We start from the raw sequence: 21,804 nt of genomic DNA, 5'->3' as shown, positions 1-21,804 counted from the left end.
AAGTTGATGGATGTGGGGTACCACCACATACCTATCAAGCTAAGATTTTAAAGCACCATCTAAATGGAAATTTTGTGTTTTTATAGCACCGAAGTTCATTTTTATCGTTTTGGAGAAGAGTGTGTTTCTTAAATTGATAGAGATTTGGCGAGACCCCAATAAGGCATTTTAATTTAGATGAGCAGGTCGCTAAACTTAATCGGCTATTTCGTATAAAAGATTTAATGGTATATGGAAAATGGAGCTGTATGTATTAAGGCTCCATTTTTATATAGATGAAAAAGTATTATGTTTATCCTGTAAGGGTATTCAATTATGATTCTTTTTGTAATTGCTGAATTCTCTTTTCTCCCCAGTCGTACATCATTTGTAAAATGGGCTGTAAGCTTTCGCCGAGATCTGTTAAAGAATACTCTACTCTAGGCGGGATTTCTGGATAAACTTTTCTTGCGATTACACCATCATCTTCTAATTCGCGTAATTGTTTCGTTAATACTTTATGTGTAATTTTGGGAAATAAATGTTGAATGGTACTAAAGCGCATTGGACCATTTATACCTAATCGATATAAAATGACAATTTTCCATTTTCCACTAATGATGGATAACGTTAATTCTTTCGCACAATTAAATTCTTTATTTTGTATTTTATGTAATACCTCATGACGTAAATCTTGCTCCATGCTTTTCACCTTCCATTCGGTATCCTAGAGGATACTTTCTATCAAAAAAGTGCATTCTTCTCGCGTTTTTATACTACATATATAATGAAAGATGTAGAGCGGAAGTAATCGCTTTATTCTAAATTAACACAATTGGATTAGGAGATAGTTATATAGGGGAGGGATTATATATGCAAGAAATGGGGAAGATGACAAAAGGTTTTATTAGTAGCTCTTTGGCAGAGCAACCAATGACAATAAACAGTCGTTATACATTTAGTTTGCCATTGTACACGATAGGAATATTATTCATTGAATTACTTGAAAAGGGCTATGTACAGTTAAATCAAAATGATGAAATAGAAATAAGAAATAATCAAGGTACAAATCGTGTATACGTGAATCAACTTATATTATGTATACAAAATAACAAAAGACGTACATGTAAAGAATGGATGCACTATTTTGGTGAAAAAAGCAAAGTGACAGATGAAATATTTAAGAGTATAGTAAAAGAAATGAAGCAAGAAGGCACAGTTCGGTATAATTCTAAAAAGAGATTCGCCAATATTTTTACACAAATGCAAATTGAATATGTAACGAATGCAAACTCATTTGTAGAGTATATCAAAAAAAATTCGTTGGTTAAAAAAGAAAATAAAATTGAGATGATTATCTTATTATGGAAATACTACTATGCAGCTTATATAAACGAGCAAGAAATAGCTTCTTTACAAAAAGAACAAATGATTTATCGATTTGTAAAACAAATTCAGGAAGGTGTTCTTGAAGGAGCGCAAAGAAATATTTTATTTGTGTAATTGAAAAAGGAAAACTCGAAAACAAAATTTTATTCCGTATGAATAGGCAGTAAGCTCCTAACATTTGTACAGACGTGTAATAAACACGGAAAAATTAAGTTGGTAGTAAAATGAACTGTACTATATAAAATGGATAGTTTAATAAAAGGACCATGAAAGATTAAGCGTTAAAGTAAAATGTTGATATTTAATCATTGAAAAAGGACTGTCAAATTTAGACAGTCCTTTTGAATTTTTATTGAACTAAAGCATGCGTTAGTTCAATAAAAGCTATTTATTAAATATTCCATAAATAAATGAAAATATTAATACAACAAAATAATACAAATACTTTTTTTAGCCTTCTTATAATACTCCTCTTATGGTAACTCGACTTAATAATCTATTCTATTCCTTAATTTTTTTGGCTTCATAATCACCGTAAAAGTAAGAGTTATCTAAATCATCATATTTAGGAGTAGCAATTATGGTATATTTACCATTTTCATCGACTTCAAACAAATAAAGAAGATAATGATAGGGACCTAAATTATTCTCTTTTGCGGTTTCAACCACACTATACATGATGGCACTTCCTCTAGCACCTCGCGGTGTATTTGAAAACATCCAATTTTTTCTCCCAATTACAAACGGTTTAATAGAACGTTCACTTCTGTTGTTATCGATTTCTAAATGACCATCTAATAAAAAAGCTTCAAGATGATTCCATTGATTCAAACTAAAAATTGTGCGCCTTTTTTACTTTTGTATATATCTACGTGTAATAAAAATAATGAAAATTCCGGATTTTGATAAGGGGTATTTGGATAAAAATATTATGTATTGTTAATTCTAGATACAGAGCATTTGAAAAATCATAATATTATATTTTTTTATAAATGAATTCACGATATAGTTCAAATCCATTTTTTGCGTAAAATTGTTTTGCTGTAGTATTAGCAAGCCAGTAGTCTAGTTCTATCATGTTTATGTTTTTGTTATTTGCGATTTTGTAAATGTAATCTAGTAATTGTGAGCCATATCCTTTATTTCTATATGTTTCTAGTATACTGATTTGATGTATGTATATAGAAGTATACGGTTTTTTGAAAGCATTTCCTGGATAATTTTTAATTTCCATCCATGCATAGCCGAGAGATTGATTAGACTCTTCTAATAGTAAAAAAATAAAATTAGGATTACTAATCACATTTTGAAAAAAATCTTTTACAGCATCATAATGATAAGGATGAAAATGTTGAGGATATAGGGATGCATGTATGTTTTGTACCGGTTCATTTAGTTTTGCAATTATTTCATAATTATTTGTTTCATTAATTTTCATAATATCACCTTTTTCATTGAGGATGTTCAGAAGTTCTTTCTATTATATCTTATTTAAAATTAAAGGATAAAGCTGTTAATGAAACAGCGATGAGAATTTCATTAATATAAGCTAAATGTATGGTATAGTGAGAAAGTATGTTTGCAGTAGAGGAAGGAGATATAAACATGATTACATCTGCGCAAACTCCTTCATTAACAGAGACGATGAAAGAGTGGCATCAAGCGTTAACATATGAAATTAAACATTGGAAAACAATTGGTGGAAGTAAACTATCCATTATAAATGGACGTTTTTTATATACAGACTATGAAAGTAGTGTATATGTATTTCAGCTTATTTCTGAAGTAAGTTTACCAGACGGAACACCAATTCGAATTGAATTTGACGGTGAGGAAGCAACTGGAGAAGTATTATCTGTTCAAGGGTTAGACATTGAAGTGAAACTCAATTGTTATATACAGCAACATATACAAGAAGCGGCGTTATATAGTGAACCGTGGCAACTGTTAGAACAGTTGCAAGAGCGTTTAAAAGAGGTAAGAAAGGATAAACAAAGACGTCAGCGCGTGAAACGGTTATTACGGGGTGATAGTGAGCCAAAGCATATTGTGAAAATGAAAAAAATGAAAAATGAACTTGCATATCGTGCTTTTTATAATGCAACAACATACGTCTGGGGACCTCCGGGTACAGGGAAATCATATAATTTATCGCGAATTATTGCAGCTCATTATCAAAGTGGAAAATCTGTTCTTGTATTAGCTCATAGTAATGCTGCGGTTGATGTATTAATGAGTGAAGTAACAAAGCAAATTGAGAAAAAAGAGAAATGGGTACCAGGAGACGTTATTCGTTATGGTTTTAGTCAAAATGAACAAATCCGGAATCATGAAACGTTACTTACTACGCGATTAGTTGAATCAACAAATGAAGATTGGGAAGAAGAGCGGCTGTATTTAGAAGAATTAAGACAAGAATTAAGACAAAAAATCCTCTCTTATAAAGCAACTTCTTCCGAAAAACGAAGAATGCAAGAAATAGAAGGAGAACTTCGGAAGCAAAAAGCAAAAGTGAAGGAAGTTGAAAAAGAGTATATTGAAAATGCAAAAGTCATTGGGGCGACATTATCGAAATGTGCAATCGATTCACTTGTTTATGAAAGAACATTTGATCTTGTGGTCGTCGATGAAGTAAGTATGGCATATGTTCCGCAAATAGCATTGGCAGCTTCTTTAGGAAAGCGAATTGTCGTTTGCGGGGACTTTCTACAATTACCACCGATTGCTTTATCAAATCATGAGCTTGTGAATAAATGGTTAAAAGAAGATATGTTTTATCATGCAGGTATAGTAGAATCTGTAAACGAGCACAAAAAGCATCCGAATTTATACATGCTGCAAGAGCAGCGTCGCATGCATCCGCATATTTCAAGTTTTACAAATGAGTTTATTTATAAAAATGAAGTGTTCGACCATCCATCTGTTGCAGCGCGAAACGATATTGCAAATTTACAGCCTTTCATGAAGGAAGCGGCAGTTTTAATGGATACAAGTAGTATCGGTGCTTATTCATTAAAAGATGTTGCATCTAGCTCACGTTATAATATTTTTTCTGGACTATTAGCGATGCAACTTGCGTTAATTGGTTTAGTGGATGGAATATCGTCAATTGGTATCGTTACACCATACCGTGCTCAGGCACGTTTTTTATCAACGTGTACCCGAGAATTTCTTCAAAAAACAAAGTTCAAAAATGCACCTGTACTAGCGGCGACAGTTCATAAATTTCAAGGGTCTGAACGTGATATGATTTTATTCGATACAGTTGATAGTTATCCGCAAGAACGACCAGGTGTATTATTCTTTGATCAAAAAAACCATCGACTCGTTAATGTTGCAGTAACGAGAGCAAGAGGGAAATTTATTCAGTTATCAGATTGCCAATATATGAAGCAAAATCTTTCGCGAAAACAAGCCTTATCTTATTTAACACAGCACTTACAAAAGCGAGGAAATGTGTATGATCGTACAACATCAAGAGCGTTTCTAGAGCGGAAGATTACAAAAAGATTACGTTGGGTTATACAAACGAGTGCCGAAGAACCGAGGGCATTATTAAAAGACATTGTTTCAGCAAAAAAGAAAATTATTGTATCCATTCCGAATTCAAGCCGTATGGATAAGAGGATTTGGCAAGCATTAGCACATGCAGAAGCAAGTGTTATCCTATATACAGAAGGTGCAATTCCGATAAAAAACGTACAAGCGCGTCGTCAAAACAAGGTGATGCCATTTATTATCATTGACGATGAAATAATGTGGGTAGGTGCTCCATTAACAGCTCATATGATATTTGATGGTAGTCCAGAATTTCCATATATTGCAGCGAGGCTACAAGCTCCGCAAACAATTGGAGTATTAAAAGGATTTTTAGATATAAAAATATAAAATTATTATTGAAGAATCATTATTAGAATAAGATTAAACGAGAATTCCTCAGACGAAAAATTGTCTGGGGTTATTTTCGATGATTATTATTTTGAAAATTCGTAAGATTAATATTATTATATAGTTGAGATAAATAGAAATGAGGACTGTCCTGTGAAAATTGTACATAACCGAGCTATATTACAATTATTATCTGTAAAAGATGCATCTTCATTGTATGCCATTATTGAAAAACACCTAGATATTTGGACATATTTAATAACAAATTACGTGCACACATTAAAACAGATGCTCGGAATGAAAATTCACAGCGGGCTATTGAAAGATTAGGTGCAGTAAAAGAAGGAATTCTGTGAAATGAACGCCAACTTCCAAATGGATATGTGAGATGCTGTTGTGCATAGTATTATCTCAGAAGATTGGCCAAGTGTAAAAGAACAATTAGAAAATAAATAAATGAGTGTAAAATGTAAGTAGGAGGAAAAAGATGCCATATATAGAAACAGAACGTTTAAAAATGATATCTTTCACATTAGAATTAGTAGAGGCTACAATAAAAGGGACTGAGGAGATTTCAAAAATAATACCTTACCAAGTTGCTAATCAATGGCCAATGCCTGATTATGCGGAAATTTTACCGTGGATAGCAGAACGATTACGTGAAAATCCAGATAATAGTCGATGGAGTGGTCTTATTATTCATAAAGAAGATCAGAAAATTATTGGAGATATGGGCTGTAAAGGTAGTCCGGATGTGAATGGGATCGTTGAAATTGGATATAGCATTGTCCCAGATTACCAAGGAAAAGGCTATGCTACAGAAATGACAAAAGGCCTTGTACAATGGTTATTGAACCAGCAAAATGTAACGACGATTAAAGCGGAATGTTTAACAAGTAACACTGCTTCTGCAAGAGTGTTAGAGAAATCAGGTTTTTGTTGTGTATTACAGGAAGAACATATGAAATATTGGATTTTGAAATAGTAGTTCAAGAGAAATGCCTTCTAATCAATTTATCAAGATCTAAATTCAAAAAAACTTAAAATATAAAGGTCCTAACATATTAGTCATAAATAATATGTTAGGACCTTTTATTTTTGGTAATAAGTTTTGAAACTGAATTTGAAATTTAGATAGAAGTCCCATAAACGGTCGTTTTTAGAACTGTTAATAGTACATATTACATAATCAATATGGATATTTATGGTGCGGTGATAGGAAGAGTGAAAAGTAAAGCATGGAGTAAAATAATTAAATAAAACTCATTAACACTCTACGATATGATAAAATTTAGAATGTATGTTTGGTTACTGTTGGATCATTGTAATTTAAGGGGGAGTAGCAATTGAAAGAAACAAAATATCTACAAGTTTGGAACTTAGATTATCTATTCTCAGGTGGAAGTGAATCATCTCAATTAAATGAACATATAAAAGACTTAGAAGTCAAAGTCAATAAATTTGAAGAAAAACTAAATTTTTTTAATACCCCACAAGACGTAAATGAATCAGAAAAATTTGCAGATTTACTTGATTACATAGGAGACATTCGAATTTATATATCACAAGCTAATTCTTTTATAACCTGCCTTCTTGCTCAAAATCCTAAAGATCAACATGCTATAACGTTAAAAGGGAAAATAACAACAATAAATGCTCGTTTTGAATCTGCATTGCAAAAAGTGAAAAATATTTTAGTAAAAACTAATCAATATTTGTGGGAGGACTTGCTTAATACTGATTTTTTAGCAAACTACAAGTTTATACTAAATGAATGGCGTAAAGATGCTAAAATGAAACTTTCAAATGAAGAACAAAATTTAGTGTCAGACCTTATGGTAGATGGGTATCATGCTTGGGGCCAATTTTATAATTCTTTTATGAGTAATATTAGGATTAAAGTTCAAATAAATGGAGAACAAAACAAATTATCAGTGGGTCAAGCTATAAACTTACGTTCACATCCTAATGAAGAAGTTCGTAAAGAATCTCATAATGCTTTAGAAGATAAGTGGAGAGAGAATGAAGAACTATTTGCGAAAATATTAAATCATATTGCAGGCTTTCGATTACAAGTTTACAAAAAGTGTGGCTTAGATAATGTAATAGAAGAATCTTTAATAAAAAATCGTATGAAAGAGGAAACGCTTCATGCAATGTGGTCTGCAGTTAGTAAATTTAAAAAACCATTCACTGATTACTTAAATCAAAAAGCAAAAATGAATGGCTATGAAAAAATGAAATCATTTAACTTTTGGGCACCTATTGCAAAAAGTAATCAAAAAATAGAATATGAAGATGCTGTTGACTTTATATTGGATCACTTTAGTCAATTTGGAACCGAATTAGAAAGTTTCTCTAGAAAGGCTTTCAATGAGGGCTGGATAGAAGCAGAAGATCGTTCCAATAAGTCAGCTGTTGCATTTTGTGCTGGGTTTCCACTTTCGGGGGAATCAAGAGTTTTTATGACATTTGGTGGTACAATTACAAATGTATTAACACTAGTTCATGAATTAGGCCATGCCTTTCATAACCATGCAATGAAATCTATTCATGGAATGAATAAACAATATCCGATGAGCATTGCTGAAACTGCTTCAACGTTTTCAGAGATGATTATCTTAGATGCTGCAATGCAAAAAGCTAAATCTACTAATGAAAGATTATTCTTACTTGATGAGAAATTAAAGCGTAGCGTCATGAATTTTATGAATATTCATTCTAGGTTTTTGTTTGAAAAGAAATTTTACGAAGAACGTAAGGAGGGGATTGTTTCATCATCACGCTTAAATGAAATCATGCAAGAAGCAATAGATGTAGGATATGATGGTTCTCTTGATAATGCTTCATTACATTCATGGATATGGACACCACATTATTATATTACACAATCTCCATTCTACAATTTTCCATATACATTCGGATATTTATTTGCATTAAGTATATTTGCAGGAGCAAAGGAAAAAGGTAAAGAGTTTGAAAGCGATTATTTAAATTTACTTCGGGATTCAGGAAGTATGTCCACAGAAGATTTAGTGATGAAACATTTAGGAGAAGATATCACATCAGGAGCTTTTTGGGAAAAAGGAATAAAATTATGCGTTAAAGATGCTGAAGAGTTTATGAAATTAACTTCTTCACAAGGAAAAGTGTTTCAATAAGTAAAAATACTGTAGGAAATAAAATGACTTAATTTTAGTTAAAAAGAATCATAGGCGTACCCATACTTGTAGGTAATAAAAAAACCTAATTCTTCTGCTTAACGTAGAAAAATCAGGTTTTTTTATTCTAAAAATTGGATTAACGTATAATATATGCGTTTTGTCGGCAGGACCCCATCTAGACCGAATAGTTCTAGCTGAACAGGTTCACTTTGGATTTATCAGTGCTCTAAATGGAATATATGCAACTGTACATACAACAAATGAATTTATAACACAGAATGCTGCAAGTGCATATTGATGTAGATATAATCTTCCGCAATCGTGCGCGTTTGTTGAACAAGAATTAAAAGGGTGGTACATATTATACATGACTAATATGTATCACCCTTTATTTTTTATGAATTTCTATAATTTAGGTCTTGATAAATCAATTTGAAGGCATTTTTCTTACAAAACTATTACGTATTTTATATACTTTTGTTTCAGCGTTCCATTCTTTAAAAAAATTCGCTACAATATAGAAGTATGAGAATTTGATAGAAATATAAGTTGTTATTATTATAAGTAGACCACGAATGTAAGTGTGAAATATAAAAACCTCTTTTTTATTGAAAATCCTTTTATAAAGTGAAACTTCCATCAGTGGGGGGCTTCATCTCCCACTGATGGTTAATTGAATTAATCGGGCTTTTACGGGCAGTTACCCCTCATCTATCTTCTTTGCTTACTCTGAATCTTGAGGTGAGGGTCATACTGCCCGTTAATGCGGGATAGAACTGCTATGAGGGAAAACACCTTCTTTCAAATCAATTCAAATAACAAATTGAACGAACATTCGATTTAACGAATTTTTATATAAAGTATGTAGGAAATACGGGGGCTGTAATGTTATGAAGAAAAAAAGAAGTATAAAAATAAGGGTGGTACAGGCACTCTTATTTATACTTGGTTTAATTATTGTATTTGTAAGCTATGCGGCGTATGATATTTGGCATTATCGTTCTAAGACAGATCAAGTTGATACGGATGCTGCGATTGTATTAGGAGCCGCGTCGTGGAATGGAAAACCGTCTCCAGTATTTCGTGAGAGAATTAATCACGCCATTTCTCTTTATCAGAATGGAAGCGTTAAAAAAATAATTTTTACAGGTGGTACGAAATTTGAAACGGAATTAGAAGAAGCGCGTACTGCGAAAATATATGCATTAAAGCATAATGTAAAAGAGGAAGATATTTTAATTGAAACGGAATCACGTTATACAGAAGAGAATTTAAAAAATGCTCTGCAAATTGGAAAAGAACATGGCTTACAAACGTATACACTTGTAAGTGATCCACTTCATATGAAGCGAGCAATGCAAATTGCAAAGCATCTTGGTATGGATGCATATTCTTCGCCAACACCAACGTCTGCTTATCGTAGTCTAGACACAGAGTTACCATTCTTTTTCAAAGAGTTATGTTCTTATCTTGGATATGTTGCATCTTTGCCTGTTCGTTTTTTTAAAGGCGATTAAAAAAGGAAGATTTCCTAATGTTTTTAGGAAATCTTTTTTGTGCTTAAAACATTGTTTTTTCATCGGAATAGTGCAACAATTGAAATGTAGATTAATATGTTTAAGGAATAGAATGTATATAACGAAACATCCATTAGTAAGGTCTTTACAGTTCATTAGTGTGGGATAACTAAAGTAGCTAAAGAGAACAGTGTGCATATAATTTTAGCATGAAATAGAGGGGGCTGATGAAATGGGGTTTATAAGAACGAAAAAGCAACGAGAGCGATTAAGTAAATTACAACCATATATCACTCTATTCTCAAATAGAGAACAGCAGTTAGATGAATTGCATTCATTTCCTTTTGAAAATATAGAAGATTTAAAAGGGATTGGATATACAGCATGGACTGTTCCGTACGACGAAGGCGGGGCAGGAATATCTCTGTATGATTTTTTACTATTTCAGGAATATATTGCACAAGGTGATGGTTCAACAGCATTATGTATGGGCTGGCATCTTGGAATTATACAAGAACTTTCGGAAAATCGCTCATGGAATAAGAAGTTGTTTTCTTGGCTTTGTGAGAAAGTGAAAGACGGCGCACTTGTAAACCGAGCAGCAACGGAACGAAATACGGGCAGTCCAACACGAGGAGGAAAGCCAGAGACAACAGCTGTCAAAAAGGGAAATACTTGGATCATTTCTGGTAGAAAAACATTCACAACAATGGCACCGGTATTAGATTACTTTCTCGTTTCAGCATCTATAGAAGGGACAGAGGAAGTAGGGGAGTTTCTTGTCCCGCGTAATACAGAGGGTGTTTCAATTGAAGAAACGTGGGATAGTGTAGCTATGCGTGGGACAGCAAGTCATGATCTAATTTTAGAACAAGTAGTGGTTCCATATAAATACTTTGTAGAGATTATTTCTCCGCGTAGGATGACAAAGAGAAGAGGATGGCTGCTGCATATTCCAGCTTGTTATCTTGGCATTGCACAAGCTGCACGTCGGTATGCCTTGCAATTTGCAGCAACGTATCAACCGAATAGTTTACAAGCACCTATAGCAACGGTGCCAAATGTTCAAAGGTTAATAGGAGAAATGGAATTAGAAATGATGCAAGCCCGTTCTTTCTTATATAGTGTTGCAAAGCAGTATGAAGAAGGAAGTAAAGAAAGTTTGCAAGCAGAGATGGCCGCGGTGAAGTATACTGCGACAAATACGGCAATTTCTATTGTAGATAAAGCGATGCGTATTGTCGGAGCCAGAAGTTTATCTGAGAAAAATCCATTACATCGCTATTACTTACACGTACGTGCTGGACTTCATAATCCTCCGATGGATGATGCGACAATTTCACTATTAGCGCAGCATGCCTTGCAAGATTTTGAAAAGGAAAAATAGGCACTGTTTTTCCTTTTCGTATATAATAAGGGCAAGTGATGTATGAAAAGGAGAATACATATGTTAGAAGTCATCGCAACATGTTTAGAAGATGCAAAACGGATTGAACGTGGTGGTGGAGAACGGATAGAGTTAATTACAGCATTTACAGAAGGCGGGCTTACACCAAGCTATGCATTAATAAAAAATGTAATAGAAGCCGTTACCATTCCTGTACATGTCATGATTCGTCCACATGCAAAATCTTTCGTATATTCTAAAGAGGAAATTGAGTTAATGAAAGAGGATATTCGCATCGCAAAACAACTTAGCGCAACTGGTGTTGTTTTAGGTGTTTTGAATGAAGATAATAAAATTGATGAAGAAAAATTAGGACAGTTATTAGAAGTAGTAGATGAAATGAATGTGACGTTTCACCGAGCAATTGATGAAATGACGGATTTAGTAGGAAGCGTAAAAATATTGCGGAAATTTAATAAGATTACACATATTTTAACATCTGGTGGACAAGGGAAAATAGAAGATAACACTTCTGTTTTACGTGGTATGAATCAAGCAAGTGAGGGACAAATACAAATCGTTGTTGGCAGTGGTGTGACGAAAGAGAATGTGCAGCAATTGCTACACGATACTAGAATTACACAAGCTCATGTTGGTACAGCGGTGAGAGAAGGAAAATCGTGTTTTGGTGAAGTTGTCGTTCAAAATGTACAAGAAATTGTAAAACTGACTAGTTGTTAAAGGAGATATCTAGATGAAAAAGAATGAGATCGTGTCATGGGTTAAAAGTATAGCTCTAGCTTTGGTTATTGCATTTGTTTGTCGTGCATTTTTATTTACACCGTCGCTTGTACAGGGAGAATCCATGATGCCAACGCTAGAAAATAATGAGAGAATGGTTGTGAATAAAATTGGATATAGTCTACAAGGATTAGATCGTTTTAATATCATTGTCTTTCACGGGAATGAAGGTCATGATTTAGTAAAACGAGTAATTGGTTTACCTGGAGATACAATTGAGTATAAACATGATGTTTTATATGTAAATGGTAAGCCAGTTGCTGAACCATATTTAGATGAATATAAAAAGCAACTATCTGGAGGGGAGCTAACTCCTGACTTTACGTTAGAAGAGATAACTGGAAAGAAAACAGTTCCTGAGGGCTATGTATTTGTACTGGGAGATAACCGTCAAGTATCTAAGGATAGCCGAGCATTTGGTTTTGTTTCTGAAAAACAAATTGTTGGGAAAGGTTCAGTGGTATTTTGGCCACTGCAGCATGCTAGAACATTATAGTAGTTTATAAAAAAAGCAACTAAACTCATTTAGAGTTTGATTGCTTTTTTTTATTTTTATTAAAGATAAAAAATGTATTGTTAGAATTGAAAGAATATTTTATAATTTAAAACAGATATTTCATTTCGAAAATCGGAATAGGCGTTCTGAAATACGGAACGGAGGGGGACTTCATGAGTTATAACAAAACAGCAGTGAAAACAATGAACATTTTAGAATTATTTTATGAGTATGACACGTTAACATTAGCTGAGATGGTGAGATTAACTGGCATGCCTAAAACATCAGTATACCGTCTTATTGGATCTCTTGAAGAAATGGGTTTGTTGCAAAAAACAATAGATGGTGCATACAAGTTAGGATTTGTTTTTTTACGATTTGGTCAGCTTGTTTCAGAGCGGTTATCTTTACGGAAAATTGCGAAGCCTTATATGGAAAAATTACAAAAAGAAATTGGACAAGCAGTTAATTTAATTATTCAAGATGGTGATGAAGCCATTTATATTGAAAAAATTGACGGGGATCAACCTGTACGTGTATATACAGCAATTGGACGGCGAGCTCCGCTGTATGCTGGAGCGTGTCCACGTATTTTACTTACATATTTTTCAAAAGAAGAACAAGAAAATTATATAAAAAATACAACACTTGTTGCACTTGCAAAGGGCACGGTTACAGATGAAAATGAACTACGTGATATGCTACAAACTGCAAAGAATAACGGTTATGCCATTAGTTATTCAGAACTTGAAAATCATACAGCGGCGATAGCTGCTCCAATTTTTGGAAGTGATGGTATGGTAGTTGGTGGTATGAGTATTTCAGGACTAGAAGCTGAATATGATGAACCAGTAATTATAAAATGGATTGAAAATCTTACTCAAACAACGAAACAAGTATCAATAGAATTAGGATGGAAAGAAAAGAAGGTAGGGGAATAATGAAATTTTCAGCACTAGGTGATCAAGCGATTGTCGTTACATTTGGACAGAAAATCAATATGGAAATTTATGAGCAAGTACAATCTTTATTTGAGGCATTACAAAATGCACCGTTTGTTGGGATGCTAGAATGTGTTCCTTCTTATACATCTGTAACAATTTATTATGATCCCTACACATTGTATAGGGAGAAAAAGATAAATGATTCGCCGTATGACTATGTTTGTTATCATGTGCAGTCACTTTTACAAGGTGAGAATTATAAGAAAATAAAAGAATATGAATATATATCCATTCCAGTTTGTTACGGAGGGGAATACGGTCCTGATTTGGAAGAAGTAGCAAAGTATCATAGGTTAACAATAGAAGATGTAATTCGTATTCATAGTGAATCCACTTACTTTGTTTATATGCTCGGTTTCACACCAGGGTTTCCTTATTTAGGAGGTATGCCGCAGCGGATTGCAACTCCACGAAAACATACACCGCGATTAAAGATTCCAGCTGGATCTGTTGGAATCGGTGGAAGTCAAACGGGTATATATCCACTTGAAACACCAGGCGGATGGAATATTATCGGACGCACGCCGCTTTCTTTATTCCGTCCTCAAAAAGTACCGCCTACTTATTTACAAAGTGGTATGTATTTACGTTTCATCCCCATAACAGAAACAGAATTTCAGCAATGGGAGGATGAGAATGTATGAATATAGAGGTGTTACAACAAGGAATGTTGACAACTGTACAAGATTTAGGAAGACATACATATCAACAATACGGTGTACCAGTTGGCGGAGCAATGGACACAGTTGCACTTAGAATTGCGAATATGTTAGTTGGGAATGCAGAAGGGGAAGCTGGATTAGAAATTACGATTATTGGGCCGAAGCTGTTAATTAAGCAGACGACATTAATTGCAATAGGTGGTGCGAATATGGAAGCGCTTTTAAATGGAAAACGAGTTCCATTGTGGCGCCCGATATTGGTGAAAGAAGGAAGTATGCTTTGCTTTAAAAAAATTCAGTCAGGGTGCAGAGCATATGTAGCATTTGCTGGTGGAATTCATGTTCCTGATGTAATGAAGAGCAAAAGTACGTATATGCGAGCTAATTTAGGCGGATTGGAAGGTCGTGCTTTACAAAAGGGTGATCAATTGAAAATAGGTACACCTTCTCTTTGGGCAAAGCGTGTTATACAGCAGCTTGTAAATGAAAAACGAGATACAACGATGTGGGGAATAAACTCTAGTTGTTTACCAAACTATCATCATTGTCCAAAGATTCGTGTTGTGGAAGGATTAGAATTTGATAGGTTTACGGAAGAGGGTCGTCAATCTTTCTTTACAAAGCAATTTAAAATTTCCAATTATGCAGATCGAATGGGTTATCGCATAGATGGGGAGCAGGTAACGGTAGAGGGAAAATTAGAGTTGCTATCAGATACTGTGACGCATGGGACAATTCAAGTACCACCTGAAGGACAACCTATTATATTAATGGCAGATCGTCAAACGACAGGTGGATATCCGCGAATTGCCAATGTAATTTCAACTGATATACCGCTGCTTGCACAATTAAAGCCAGGAGATTATCTTTCGTTTTCGAAAATTTCAGTAAAAGAAGCGCAGCAGCTATATATAAAACAAGAACAAACTATATATCTTTTAAAAATGCTCATTAAGCTGAAAGGAGAGAAAGCATGAATGTAGTGGATTTAAATTGTGATTTAGGAGAAAGTTTTGGAGTATATAACATAGGAAATGATGATGCGATTCTACCTTATGTTTCATCGGTAAACATTGCTTGTGGATTTCATGCTGGTGATCCTTTAGTTATGCATAGTACTGTTGCAAAAGCGCTAGAACACGATGTTTCAATAGGTGCACATCCAGGTTTACCGGATCTTATTGGTTTTGGAAGAAGAATGATGCATGTTTCACCAGATGAAGTGCACGATTATATGATATATCAAATCGGGGCATTAGATGGATTTATTCGTGCATTGGGTGGAAAAATGAACCATGTTAAACCGCACGGTGCGCTCTATAATTTAGCAGCAGTAAATTCAGAAATTGCAGATGCTATTGCAAAAGCTATTTATAAAGTAAATCCAGAACTTCTTTTATTCGGATTAGCAAGTAGCGAATTTGTGCGTGCAGGAGAAAAATATAATCTTCGTGTTGTACAAGAGGTATTTGCAGATCGAACATATCAAAGTAATGGGACCTTAACAAATCGTAAAGAATCAAATGCATTGATTACAAATGAAGAAGATGCAATAAGACAAGTGTTGCAAATGGTGCAAAAAGGGAATGTTCAAGCTGTTGATGGGACGATCGTTTCAATTGCAGCACATACAATTTGTATTCATGGGGATGGCGTGCATGCTGTTGATTATGCGAAAAGCATTTACAATGCACTACAGCAAGCACAAATTAACATTTGTGCACCGTAATACGTAAAAAAGATAGGGGGGTTATATATGGTGAAATTGATTGGAATTTTACTTGTAGCAGTTGGTTTTTTATTTCGATTTAATACATTGTTAGTTGTTATGGTAGCTGGAATTGTAACAGGGATGGTATCCGGTATGTCATTTCACGAAGTGATAAGTTTATTTGGAAAATTCTTTATAGAAAATCGATATATGTCCATGCCAATTTTATTGACACTTCCGGTTATTGGAATTTTAGAGCGTTACGGATTGAAAGAACGAGCAGAAGCACTGATTACAAAATCAAAAGGAGCAACGACGGGGCGCGTTCTTCTATCGTATTTTACTATTCGCGAAGCAACTGCAGCGATTGGGCTTAACATTGGAGGACATGCGCAAGCAGTAAGACCACTTGTTGCACCGATGGCGGAAGGGGCAGCGCAGGCTCGTTACGGAAAACTTCCAGAGAAGTTAAGAGAAAAAATTAAAGCGTCCGCAGCGGCTGCAGAAAATACAGCGTGGTTCTTTGGAGAAGATATTTTTATTGCAACAGGTGCTATTTTATTAATGAAAGGATTTTTTGATTCTGTCGGCATGCATGTTGGTGTGTGGGATATGGCACTTTGGGGAATTCCAACAGCAATTTCTGCATTTATTGTAAGTTGGATTCGTTTTCGTCAAATTGATAGACATATAGACGACGTTATGAAACAAGAAGCGAATCAAAATAAGGAGGCGATGTAGCGTGAAATTAATTACACTTGATACAATTTATTATCTACTTGGTATTATTGTTGCTTTTATTGCAATTCGTGTTGCTTTTGATCGTCAACATCCGAACCGTTTTGGTTCTAGTTTGTTTTGGGCGTTGTTTGCTATTACATTTTTATTTGGAAATATTATGCCCTCGTTTTATGTCGGTTGTCTCGTTTTAGTTATGGTTATTTTAGCATCATTAAACCAAGTAACAAAATCAAATGAACAAGAAGCACCAGTAGAAGAGCGTGTAAAACATGCAGCAAAATTAGGAAATAAAATTTTCATGCCAGCTATATTAATCCCTTTGTTTACTATTATCGGAACGCTCACTCTTGGGAAACTCAAGTTTGGAGATATATTTGTTGTGGATCCTGAAAAAGTAACACTAATTGCACTAGCATTAGGTGCATTAGTTGCCCTTGCTTTTGCGATGGCTATTACAAAAGCAAAAGTGACAGAGCCAGTACAAGAAGGGAGCCGTTTACTACAAGCGGTCGGATGGGCCGTTATTTTACCACAAATGCTTGCTGCTCTTGGCGGTATATTTGCTAAGTCTGGAGTTGGACAGGTAGTGGCGGATTTAGTTGGACAAGTATTGCCGACTGAATATCCATTCGTGGCTGTCATGGCATATTGCTTAGGAATGATGTTATTTACAATGGTAATGGGAAATGCGTTCGCTGCTTTTGCTGTTATTACAGGGGGGATTGGTTTGCCTCTTATTGTTCAAATGCACGGAGGAAACCCAGCAATTATGGCAGCGCTTGGTATGTTTGCTGGTTATTGCGGTACATTGTTAACGCCGATGGCTGCTAACTTTAACATTGTTCCGGCAATGTTGTTAGAGCTTAAAGATAAAAATGCTGTTATTAAAGCGCAAGCGCCAGTTGCCGTCGCTATTTTTATAATTAACATGCTTGTTATGTACGTACTTGTATATCGATTTTAAAGGAGGGAGGATTGATGAAAAAAATTTTATTAACAGGATTTGAACCATTTGGAGGAGAAAAAATCAATCCTGCTTGGGAAGTTGCTAAACAACTTGATCAAAAGAGAATAGGTGAATATACAATCGTTAGTAAACAAATTCCTACTGTTTTTCACACATCCTTACAAATGTTAGAATTTTATATTGATGAAGTAGATCCAGCTCTTGTGGTGTGTATTGGACAAGCAGGGGGACGTTCCGATATTACAGTGGAGCGCGTTGCAATTAATGTAGATGATGCAAGAATTCCTGATAATAAAGGAAATCGGCCGATTGATATACCAGTGATTGAGGATGGTCCAGTGGCGTATTGGTCAACACTTCCCATAAAAGCAATTGTGAAGCAACTTCGTGAAGGGGGAATTCCAGCATCTGTTTCCCAAACAGCAGGGACGTTTGTCTGTAATCATCTTTTTTACGGACTTATGCACATATTAGCAAAACAGAAAGATCATATTTCTGGTGGTTTTGTACATATTCCATTTTTACCAGAACAGGCGAGTGCATATCCTGGACAACCGAGCATGTCGCTTTCTAACATTACAAAAGGAATAGAGCTTTTAATACAAACAGCTTTGGAAGTAGAAATAGATATAGTAGTAGCAGAAGGTACAACGCATTAAGAGAAAATTTCCAAGTTGCTGCATATGCCTGTTATAATGAAAGAAGAAATATACATAGAGGTGAATGTTGTGCAGCATTATGGAGAAGTGCGTTCTATCATTGACAATGCTAAGAAAATTACGGTGTTAACTGGAGCGGGTGCAAGTACAGAAAGTGGGATACCAGACTTTCGATCAGCAAACGGTTTGTATGCGGATGCAAATGTAGAAATGTATTTATCAAGAGGATATTATAATCGAAACCCGAAAGATTTTTGGAAACATTATAAAGCAATCTTTCAAATTGAAACATTTCATCAATATAAACCGAGCAAAGGACATACGTTTATTGCGCAGTTAGAAGAAAACGGAAAAGATGTTGTTGTTTTAACACAAAATATTGATGGACTTCATCAACTGGGCGGGAGTAAACGTGTCATTGATTTACATGGTACACTGCAATCTGCTCATTGTCCAAAGTGTCGTACGAAATATAACTTACAATATATGATTGAACATGAAGTACCGCGTTGTGAGAAGTGTAATTTCATTTTAAATCCTGATGTTGTGTTATATGGAGACACATTGCCTCAATTTCAAACAGCCGTTGAACGCTTGTATGAAACAGATGTATTACTTGTTATGGGAACATCATTAAAAGTACAGCCTGTAGCATCATTCCCGCAAATGGCAAAACGAGAGATAGGGGCAACGACGATCCTTATTAATGACGAGCGGACAGGACAAGAACCGTATTTTGATTATACGTTTCATGAAACAATAGGAGAATTTGTGGATGGATTTTTAGCAGGTGGAGCAGACAAAGCAGAGTAAATGAAACTAAAGCTAAAGAAGTTTATGCCAAAGTGGTTTTAAAGGGATATATAGTGCCCAACTAGCGAATGTATTAACCTAAGAGAATAAGAAGCAGTAACAAGTAACGCATGGTTGTTTCTTTTATCCATGCGTTACTTGTTCTTTTATTTAGGAATCAATATACAATAAGAGAGTTGCTTATTATGAAAATCGAGTTTTTTATCCCGTAAAAGTCCGATTGGTTCAACTAACCATCAGTGGGAGATGAAAAAAAACCTACTGATGGAAGTTTCACTTTATATTATTTTTTTAGCGATAAACCATAAACAATCGTTTCACTTGGTGTTGTAATTTTAAAGCCTGTGCTGTAATCTAGCGTCATTGTATTTCCGATATAATCTTTTGTGAAGTCATCGATTTGAATAACAAGCTGTTCGTCTTCAAATACGACATCTTTTGCATGATATTCATCGACAATTAAATCGATATTCACATAGACAGTACAAGTGTTGCCTATAGTTCCTTTTACTCTAATAATTGTTTTACCTTCGTTTTGTAATTGTTGCAGTTTTTCTTTTGCTGTATTTGTAACACAAATATTCATGTAATCCCTTCCTTTTCTTAAATTCTCATTCTATTATGGCAAAAATATAATAAACCGGCTACTCGGACACATAAGAAAACCTATCAACTTTTGTTGATAGGTTGTTATTTTTAAAGCTCACATTTATCTAGTGGAATAACTTTTGTTTTCTTTGTAAATTTATAACCTAACCAAAGTATTAAGAAAAGAGGTAAACCAATATATGAAACGAGTACACCGTTCCAATCAATAGATTTTCCCATAAATGCACCGTAGTTTTGACCGAGAATAACGATTAAACATAATACAAATGCAAAGATTGGACCGAATGGGAACCATTTTGCTTTATATGGTAAGTCATTTAAGTCTTTTCCTTGTGCAGTGTATGCCTTGCGGAAACGGTAGTGACTAATTGCAATTCCGATCCAAGCGATGAAGCCTGACATACCAGAAGCATTTAAGAGCCATACATAGACCACACCATCACCGAAAAAAGAAGCTAAGAAAGCAACACATCCAACTAATGATGTTGCAATCAATGCATTTACAGGTATACCACGACTATTTAGTTTTCCTAAAAATTTAGGTGCTTTACCTTGGTTTGCTAAATCCCAAAGCATACGTGCTGATGCATACATACCAGAGTTACCAGCAGACAGAACAGCTGTTAAAATAACGGCGTTCATTACTGATGCCGCAAAGGCAACACCTGCTTTTTCGAATACAAGTGTAAATGGACTTACTGTTACATCACTTGCTGCAAGGCTTTTGTCTGTATATGGAATGAGTAAACCAATTACAAGAATTGCTAAAATATAGAACAGTAGAATTCGCCAAAAGATGCTGCGAATTGCTTTTGGAATATTGCGTTGTGGATCTTCAGTTTCACCAGCCGCAACCCCTAATAATTCTGTTCCTTGGAATGAGAATCCAGCTGCCATAAATACACCAATGATTGCCATGAAGCCTCCGTTAAACGGTGCATCTGCAACTGTGAAGTTTTTAAAACCAACAGGTTCTCCGCCCATAATACCGAAAATCATAAGAAAACCGACAATTAAAAAGGCGATAACAGTTACAACCTTAATAAGTGCAAACCAATATTCAGCTTCCCCAAACCCTTTTACAGACATATAATTTAAAAGAAACATAATAGCTAAACAAATAGCACTCCAAATAAGGGAAGGTGTATTTGGGAACCAAAACTTCATAATTAATGTAACTGCAGAGAGTTCAGCAGCAATCGTGATGGCCCAGTTATACCAGTAGTTCCAACCTAATGCAAATCCAAGAGCTGGATCGACAAATCTTGTTGCGTATGTGCTAAATGATCCTGCTACAGGCATGTACGATGCTAATTCTGCTAAACTCGTCATTAAAAAATATACCATAATACCAATTGCAGCATAGGCGACGAGAGCACCGCCAGGACCAGCTGAGTGGACAACACCACCGCTTGCTAAGAATAAACCTGTTCCAATTGTACCACCAAGTGAAATCATTGTAAGATGGCGGGATTTCAATCCGCGTTTTAGTTCGTTATTTGTTTGTGCAGATTGATTTGTAGACGTAGAGGTAACTTTTGTAGTTGCGCTGTTCATTTTCAACACTCCTTTTCTTGTAAGATAGGAAGGAGCGGGGGGAATTAAAAAAAACCGCCAAAGGACTTTAGCGGAGCATTTCAAAAATAGCCACCCCATCATACCTTCCGTTAAGATAGCGCCCCACGTTTACACGGTAACTTTGTAAACGTGACAGTTCTGTTCCTATTCGAAAACAGCCCCAGCAAATACTTCCAGAGAAGAAGTATAAACTTCGGCAGCTTTTCCTTTCATTCGGAGTTATTGACGTTCTCTGCGTCTCGTCCGGATTACTAATAAAAGCCGCAACCTCTACCTCATCGGATTGATGAGGATTTTTTCTATTGCTATGATTTTTAATATATCGCAATTGTAATGAGTTTCTGAGAATATTGCAAGGATTTTTTTGTAGAAAAAAAGCGAAAAAGAATGGCTATTTTAGAAAAGCGCTTTCAAAATTCATCCCGGTCCTAAAAAATAT

21 protein-coding genes, 2 pseudogenes and 1 riboswitch are annotated in these 21,804 nt (G+C 34.9%); of the genes and pseudogenes, 18 read left to right on the top strand and 5 right to left on the bottom strand.

From position 1 onward, the window contains the following. Positions 1 to 313 precede the first annotated feature (313 nt). Positions 314 to 682 carry a winged helix-turn-helix transcriptional regulator gene (locus CN326_RS23050; protein ID WP_098311287.1) on the bottom strand — a complete coding sequence of 123 codons (369 nt, stop codon included), beginning with the start codon at positions 680 to 682 and terminating at the stop codon, positions 314 to 316. Between the two features lie 170 nt (positions 683 to 852). Between CN326_RS23050 and CN326_RS23045 the strand changes: the two genes are divergently transcribed. After that, complete coding sequence (locus CN326_RS23045; protein ID WP_098311286.1) at positions 853 to 1,482, top strand: hypothetical protein; 630 nt, start codon at positions 853 to 855, stop codon at positions 1,480 to 1,482. A 495-nt stretch (positions 1,483 to 1,977) separates the two neighbouring features. Here the strand turns inward: CN326_RS23045 and CN326_RS23040 are convergent. Together CN326_RS23040 and CN326_RS23035 are read right to left on the bottom strand one after the other, a co-directional pair. Next, a pseudogene (locus tag CN326_RS23040) lies at positions 1,978 to 2,205 on the bottom strand (IS66 family transposase); the annotation flags it as partial. 139 nt (positions 2,206 to 2,344) lie between these two features. Continuing rightward, positions 2,345 to 2,806: a GNAT family N-acetyltransferase gene (locus tag CN326_RS23035; RefSeq protein ID WP_098311285.1), complete on the bottom strand. Its 462-nt coding sequence runs from the start codon at positions 2,804 to 2,806 to the stop codon at positions 2,345 to 2,347. A gap of 137 nt (positions 2,807 to 2,943) precedes the next feature. Here CN326_RS23035 and CN326_RS23030 point away from each other — a divergent pair, with 137 nt between their 5' ends. The 17 genes and pseudogenes from CN326_RS23030 to CN326_RS22950 all read left to right on the top strand — a co-directional run bounded on the left by CN326_RS23030 (position 2,944) and on the right by CN326_RS22950 (position 19,178). Continuing rightward, positions 2,944 to 5,256: an AAA domain-containing protein gene (locus CN326_RS23030; protein ID WP_483295662.1), complete on the top strand. Its 2,313-nt coding sequence runs from the start codon at positions 2,944 to 2,946 to the stop codon at positions 5,254 to 5,256. 153 nt (positions 5,257 to 5,409) lie between these two features. Further along, entirely contained in the window at positions 5,410 to 5,586 is a 177-nt protein-coding gene (locus CN326_RS25295; protein WP_255258197.1) for a hypothetical protein, read from the top strand. Then, a pseudogene (locus CN326_RS25290) lies at positions 5,523 to 5,712 on the top strand (GNAT family N-acetyltransferase); the annotation flags it as partial. The gene CN326_RS25295 and the pseudogene CN326_RS25290, both read left to right, overlap by 64 nt. Before the next feature lie 31 nt (positions 5,713 to 5,743). Further along, on the top strand, positions 5,744 to 6,241 hold the full coding sequence (locus CN326_RS23020; RefSeq protein WP_098311283.1) for a GNAT family N-acetyltransferase: 498 nt from the start codon (positions 5,744 to 5,746) through the stop codon (positions 6,239 to 6,241). A gap of 361 nt (positions 6,242 to 6,602) precedes the next feature. After that, a complete protein-coding gene (locus tag CN326_RS23015) occupies positions 6,603 to 8,417 on the top strand; it encodes a M3 family oligoendopeptidase (protein ID WP_098311282.1) in 1,815 nt (604 codons plus the stop codon). An 893-nt stretch (positions 8,418 to 9,310) separates the two neighbouring features. After that, on the top strand, positions 9,311 to 9,937 hold the full coding sequence (locus CN326_RS23005; protein WP_098311280.1) for a YdcF family protein: 627 nt from the start codon (positions 9,311 to 9,313) through the stop codon (positions 9,935 to 9,937). Between the two features lie 232 nt (positions 9,938 to 10,169). Beyond that, positions 10,170 to 11,324, top strand: a complete 1,155-nt coding sequence (locus CN326_RS23000) for an acyl-CoA dehydrogenase family protein (protein WP_098311279.1) — start codon at positions 10,170 to 10,172, stop codon at positions 11,322 to 11,324. A 60-nt stretch (positions 11,325 to 11,384) separates the two neighbouring features. Next, entirely contained in the window at positions 11,385 to 12,065 is a 681-nt protein-coding gene (locus tag CN326_RS22995; RefSeq protein WP_098311278.1) for a copper homeostasis protein CutC, read from the top strand. Positions 12,066 to 12,078: 13 nt separating this feature from the next. Next, the gene (gene lepB, locus CN326_RS22990; RefSeq protein ID WP_098311277.1) at positions 12,079 to 12,621 is read left to right on the top strand and encodes a signal peptidase I; all 543 of its coding nucleotides are present in this window, start codon (positions 12,079 to 12,081) and stop codon (positions 12,619 to 12,621) included. 173 nt (positions 12,622 to 12,794) lie between these two features. Next, on the top strand, positions 12,795 to 13,562 hold the full coding sequence (locus CN326_RS22985; RefSeq protein ID WP_098311276.1) for an IclR family transcriptional regulator: 768 nt from the start codon (positions 12,795 to 12,797) through the stop codon (positions 13,560 to 13,562). Beyond that, positions 13,562 to 14,269, top strand: a complete 708-nt coding sequence (gene pxpB, locus CN326_RS22980) for a 5-oxoprolinase subunit PxpB (RefSeq protein WP_098311275.1) — start codon at positions 13,562 to 13,564, stop codon at positions 14,267 to 14,269. The genes CN326_RS22985 and pxpB overlap by 1 nt, the downstream gene beginning before the upstream one ends. Further along, on the top strand, positions 14,266 to 15,264 hold the full coding sequence (locus CN326_RS22975; protein WP_098311274.1) for a 5-oxoprolinase subunit C family protein: 999 nt from the start codon (positions 14,266 to 14,268) through the stop codon (positions 15,262 to 15,264). Before pxpB ends, CN326_RS22975 begins: the two co-directional genes overlap by 4 nt. Continuing rightward, positions 15,261 to 16,016, top strand: coding sequence for a 5-oxoprolinase subunit PxpA (pxpA, locus tag CN326_RS22970; protein WP_098311273.1), 756 nt, complete (start codon positions 15,261 to 15,263; stop codon positions 16,014 to 16,016). Before CN326_RS22975 ends, pxpA begins: the two co-directional genes overlap by 4 nt. Before the next feature lie 27 nt (positions 16,017 to 16,043). Next, positions 16,044 to 16,739, top strand: a complete 696-nt coding sequence (locus tag CN326_RS22965; protein ID WP_098311272.1) for a DUF969 domain-containing protein — start codon at positions 16,044 to 16,046, stop codon at positions 16,737 to 16,739. 1 nt (position 16,740) lies between these two features. Beyond that, positions 16,741 to 17,703, top strand: coding sequence for a DUF979 domain-containing protein (locus CN326_RS22960; protein ID WP_098311271.1), 963 nt, complete (start codon positions 16,741 to 16,743; stop codon positions 17,701 to 17,703). 14 nt (positions 17,704 to 17,717) lie between these two features. Continuing rightward, positions 17,718 to 18,365, top strand: coding sequence for a pyroglutamyl-peptidase I (gene pcp / locus CN326_RS22955; protein WP_098311270.1), 648 nt, complete (start codon positions 17,718 to 17,720; stop codon positions 18,363 to 18,365). 69 nt (positions 18,366 to 18,434) lie between these two features. After that, the gene (locus CN326_RS22950) at positions 18,435 to 19,178 is read left to right on the top strand and encodes an NAD-dependent protein deacylase (RefSeq protein ID WP_141525114.1); all 744 of its coding nucleotides are present in this window, start codon (positions 18,435 to 18,437) and stop codon (positions 19,176 to 19,178) included. A gap of 283 nt (positions 19,179 to 19,461) precedes the next feature. Here CN326_RS22950 and CN326_RS22945 read toward each other — a convergent pair whose 3' ends face one another. Then, positions 19,462 to 19,764, bottom strand: a complete 303-nt coding sequence (locus CN326_RS22945) for an iron-sulfur cluster biosynthesis family protein (protein ID WP_098311269.1) — start codon at positions 19,762 to 19,764, stop codon at positions 19,462 to 19,464. Between the two features lie 110 nt (positions 19,765 to 19,874). Further along, on the bottom strand, positions 19,875 to 21,344 hold the full coding sequence (locus tag CN326_RS22940) for an amino acid permease (protein WP_098311268.1): 1,470 nt from the start codon (positions 21,342 to 21,344) through the stop codon (positions 19,875 to 19,877). Between the two features lie 108 nt (positions 21,345 to 21,452). Beyond that, positions 21,453 to 21,646: riboswitch (Lysine riboswitch) on the bottom strand. Between the last annotated feature and the right edge of the window lie 158 nt (positions 21,647 to 21,804).

The organism is Bacillus sp. AFS018417, from assembly GCF_002560985.1.
Taxonomy (GTDB): Bacteria; Bacillota; Bacilli; order Bacillales; family Bacillaceae_G; genus Bacillus_A; species Bacillus_A rhizoplanae.
The sequence above is the reverse complement of the archived record's forward strand: the minus strand, read 5'-3'. Positions and strand labels throughout refer to the sequence as shown.